At 71.4% G+C, this 3800-nt stretch carries 4 protein-coding genes; 1 reads left to right on the top strand and 3 read right to left on the bottom strand.

Features of this window, described 5'->3' with window-relative positions; translation table 11 throughout:
• Positions 1–139: 139 nt before the first annotated feature.
• Positions 140–739 carry a YceI family protein gene (locus tag ACRYR8_RS20985; protein ID WP_432486211.1) on the top strand — a complete coding sequence of 200 codons (600 nt, stop codon included), beginning with the start codon at positions 140–142 and terminating at the stop codon, positions 737–739.
• 78 nt (positions 740–817) lie between these two features.
• Here the strand turns inward: ACRYR8_RS20985 and clpX are convergent, their stop codons facing one another.
• From clpX to ACRYR8_RS20970, 3 genes are all read right to left on the bottom strand, one after another.
• Positions 818–2107 carry an ATP-dependent Clp protease ATP-binding subunit ClpX gene (gene clpX / locus ACRYR8_RS20980; protein ID WP_432486147.1) on the bottom strand — a complete coding sequence of 430 codons (1290 nt, stop codon included), beginning with the start codon at positions 2105–2107 and terminating at the stop codon, positions 818–820.
• A gap of 175 nt (positions 2108–2282) precedes the next feature.
• Entirely contained in the window at positions 2283–2936 is a 654-nt protein-coding gene (locus tag ACRYR8_RS20975) for an ATP-dependent Clp protease proteolytic subunit (RefSeq protein WP_432486146.1), read from the bottom strand.
• A 64-nt stretch (positions 2937–3000) separates the two neighbouring features.
• On the bottom strand, positions 3001–3576 hold the full coding sequence (locus tag ACRYR8_RS20970) for an ATP-dependent Clp protease proteolytic subunit (protein WP_432486149.1): 576 nt from the start codon (positions 3574–3576) through the stop codon (positions 3001–3003).
• Positions 3577–3800: the final 224 nt, after the last annotated feature.

Genomic DNA, 3800 nt, shown 5'->3' with positions numbered 1-3800 from the left:
CGCCCCCCCCGCGCCGCCGCCGCCCCCCGCCGCGCCCCCCCCCCCCCCCCCCCCCCCCCCCCCCCCCCCGCCCCCCCGCCCCCCCCCCCCCCGCCCCCCCCCCCCCCCGGCGCACGAACCGCGCGCCTCCAGCGTCCTGGTGCCCCAGCACGGCACCTGGCACGCCGGCGAGGTCCGCCTGCGCCGCCAGGGCGGCGGCGAGGTCCCCCCGCCCGGCGTCTGGCAGATCGACACCGCCCACTCCTCGATCACCGCCACCGCCCACCACCTGGGCCTGTCGGCCGTGCACGGGCGCTTCACCCGCTTCAGCGGCGTGATCACCGTGCCCGCCGACGCGACCGGCTCCAGCGTGCAGGTGGAGATCGACGCCTCCTCCATCGACACCGGCAACGCCCAGCGCGACGAGCACCTGCGCGCCGCGGACTTCCTGGACGTGGCGCACCACCCGGCGCTGCGCTTCAGCGCGTCGGGGGTGCGCCTCGGCGCCGGCGGCCGCTGGGTCCTGCCCGGGGAGCTGACCCTGCTGAGGACCACCCGCCCGGTGGACCTGGAGCTGACCTACACCGGCAGCGGCCCGGACCCCTGGGGCGGCACGCGCGCGGCGTTCTCGGCCACCACCGAGCTGCACCGCGACGACTTCCGGATGAACTGGAACCAGGCCGTCGGCATCGGCGTCGCCGTGTTCGGCACCACCCTGAAGGTGGCGATCGACGTGCAGGCGGTCCTGCAGCAGGGCTGAGTACCCCAGCGCAGAGGGCCCCACCCGTGCTCGGCACGGGTGGGGCCCTCCGGCGTGGCGGCACGCGCGCCGCGGGGGTCAGGCCGACTTCTCGCGGCGCTCCCGGCTGCTCTTGCGGACCGGCGCCTCGCGGGGCACCAGGGTCGGGTTGACGTTCTTCAGCACGACCTCACGGGTGATCACCACGCGGGCGATGTCGTCGCGGCTGGGCACGTCGAACATCACCGGCAGGAGGACCTCCTCGAGGATGGCGCGCAGACCGCGCGCACCGGTGCCGCGAAGGATCGCCTGATCGGCCACCGCCTCCAGGGCGTCCGGGCTGAACTCCAGCTCCACCCCGTCCAGCTCGAACATGCGCTGGTACTGCTTGGCCAGGGCGTTGCGCGGCTCGGTGAGGATGCGCACCAGCGCGTCCCGGTCGAGGTTCTCCACGGACGTGATGACCGGCAGGCGGCCGATGAACTCCGGGATGAGGCCGAACTTCATGAGGTCCTCGGGCATGACCTCGCTGAACGTCGGCTCCGCCGCGGCGGCGGTCGAGCGCAGCTGCGCGCCGAAGCCCAGGCCCTGCTTCCCGGCGCGGGCCTCGATGAGGCGGTCCAGACCCGCGAAGGCGCCACCCACGATGAACAGCACGTTCGTCGTGTCGATCTGGATGAACTCCTGGTGCGGGTGCTTGCGCCCGCCCTGCGGCGGCACGCTCGCGGTGGTGCCCTCGAGGATCTTCAGCAGGGCCTGCTGGACGCCCTCACCGGACACGTCGCGGGTGATCGACGGGTTCTCCGACTTGCGGGCGATCTTGTCGACCTCGTCGATGTAGATGATGCCCGTCTCGGCCTTCTTGACGTCGTAGTCGGCGGCCTGGATGAGCTTGAGGAGGATGTTCTCCACGTCCTCGCCGACGTAGCCGGCCTCCGTCAGGGCCGTGGCGTCGGCGATGGCGAAGGGCACGTTGAGCATCTTCGCCAGCGTCTGCGCCAGGTAGGTCTTGCCGCAGCCCGTGGGGCCGATCAGCAGGATGTTGGACTTGGAGATCTCGACGGCGTCGTCGCGGCCCTTGGCGGCCGGCTCCCCCACCTGGATGCGCTTGTAGTGGTTGTACACGGCCACGGCCAGCGACTTCTTCGCCGCCGACTGGCCGATGACGTACTGGTCGAGGAACTCGAAGATCTCGCGCGGCTTCGGCAGCTCCACCAGGCCCAGGTCGTTGGCCTCGGCGAGCTCCTCCTCGATGATCTCGTTGCAGAGGTCGATGCACTCGTCGCAGATGTACACGCCGGGACCGGCGATCAGCTTCTTGACCTGCTTCTGGCTCTTTCCGCAGAAGGAGCACTTCAGCAGGTCGCCACCGTCACCGATGCGTGCCACCGACGATTCCTCTCCTCGTGCTGCTCGACGGGTCCGCGGACCTCGCGGGAGCCGGTCGCCCGGCACCGTCACGACTCGTCCACGCTACCCGCCCGGTGCGTGTCGCGGACTCATTAGACGCCCCCGGGGGACACGGTGCCAGACCGGCCCCCCGGGACGCGCGGTGCGCTGCTGCCTAACGGGTGAGGGGCGAGGCCTTGCGGCTCTGCAGCACCTCGTCGATGAGCCCGTACTCGACGGCCTCGGTCGCCGAGAGGAACTTGTCGCGCTCGATGTCCGTGCCGACCTGCTCGGCGGTGCGCCCCGAGTGCGCCGCCAGCGTCTCCTCCAGCCAGGTGCGCATCCGCAGGATCTCGTTGGCCTGGATCTCCAGGTCGGAGGCCTGGCCGTAGCCGCCGCCGGACATGGCCGGCTGGTGGATGAGGATGCGGGCGTTGGGCAGGGCGAAGCGCTTGCCGGGGGCGCCCGCGGCCAGCAGGACGGCGGCGGCCGAGGCGGCCTGGCCCATGCAGTACGTCTGGATGTCCGGACGGATGTACTGCATGGTGTCGTAGATCGCCGTCAGCGCCGTGAAGGACCCACCGGGCGAGTTGATGTACATGATGATGTCGCGATCGGTGTCCTGGGACTCCAGGACGATCAGCTGGGCGATGATGTCGTCCGCCGAGGCGTCGTCCACCTGCACGCCGAGGAAGATGATGCGGTCCTCGAAGAGCTTGGTGTACGGGTCCGAGCGCTTCATCCCGTAGGACGTGCGCTCCTCGAACTGCGGGAGCACGTAGCGCGCCGAGGGCGCGAGCGCGGGGTCGAAGCGGCTGTGCTGGTCCATCGGGCGGTCTCCCATCTGGGCGGTCAGGTGCGGCGGGAGGTGCAGCGGGGAGCGACCCGCGGGCTCACGCACCGGTGCCCCCGCCGCCCGTGACCTCGCTGGAACGGCCGACGACGTGGTCGATCAGGCCGTACTCCTGCGCCTCCTCGGCCGTGAACCAGCGGTCGCGGTCGGAGTCGCGGGTGATGGTCTCGTAGCTCTGGCCGCTGTGCTGGGCGATGAGCTCGGCCATCTGCTTCTTCGTCATGATGATCTGCTCGGCGAGGATCTTGATGTCGCTCGCGGAGCCGCCCAGGCCGCCCAGCGGCTGGTGCATCATGATCTTCGCGTGCGGCAGGGCGGAGCGCTTGCCCGCGGCACCCGCGCAGAGCAGGAACTGACCCATCGAGGCCGCCAGGCCGGTGGCGATGGTCGCCACGTCGGGCTTGATGTACTGCATCGTGTCGTAGATCGACATGCCCGCGGAGACCGACCCGCCGGGCGAGTTGATGTACATGTAGATGTCGGCGTCCGGGTCCTCGGCCGCCAGCAGCAGCAGCTGCGCGCAGATGGCGTTGGCCATCTCGTCGCGGACCTCCGAGCCCAGCCAGATGATCCGCTGCTGCAGGAGCCGCTGGTAGACGTTGTCGTCGAGGCCCATCCCCGGCGTGCCCGGCGTACGGGCGTGCTGCGGCGTCACCAGTCCCGGTGCGCTCAAGATCTCGCTCACGCTGTTCCCTGGCCCTCTCCTGGCGTCGACCACCCCCGCGGACGGGGGCCGGCGGAGCTTCCCGCCGATCTCGATCGACCCTAACGCGGAGGTCGCCGGGGCCCACGCCGGGACCCGGGGCTTTCGCTGTGGGCGCACCGGCCACCGGCCGGTGC

The organism is Kineococcus esterisolvens, from assembly GCF_050871405.1.
Lineage (GTDB): Bacteria > Actinomycetota > Actinomycetes > Actinomycetales > Kineococcaceae > Kineococcus.
This window is presented reverse-complemented; position numbering and strand designations above follow the sequence as displayed.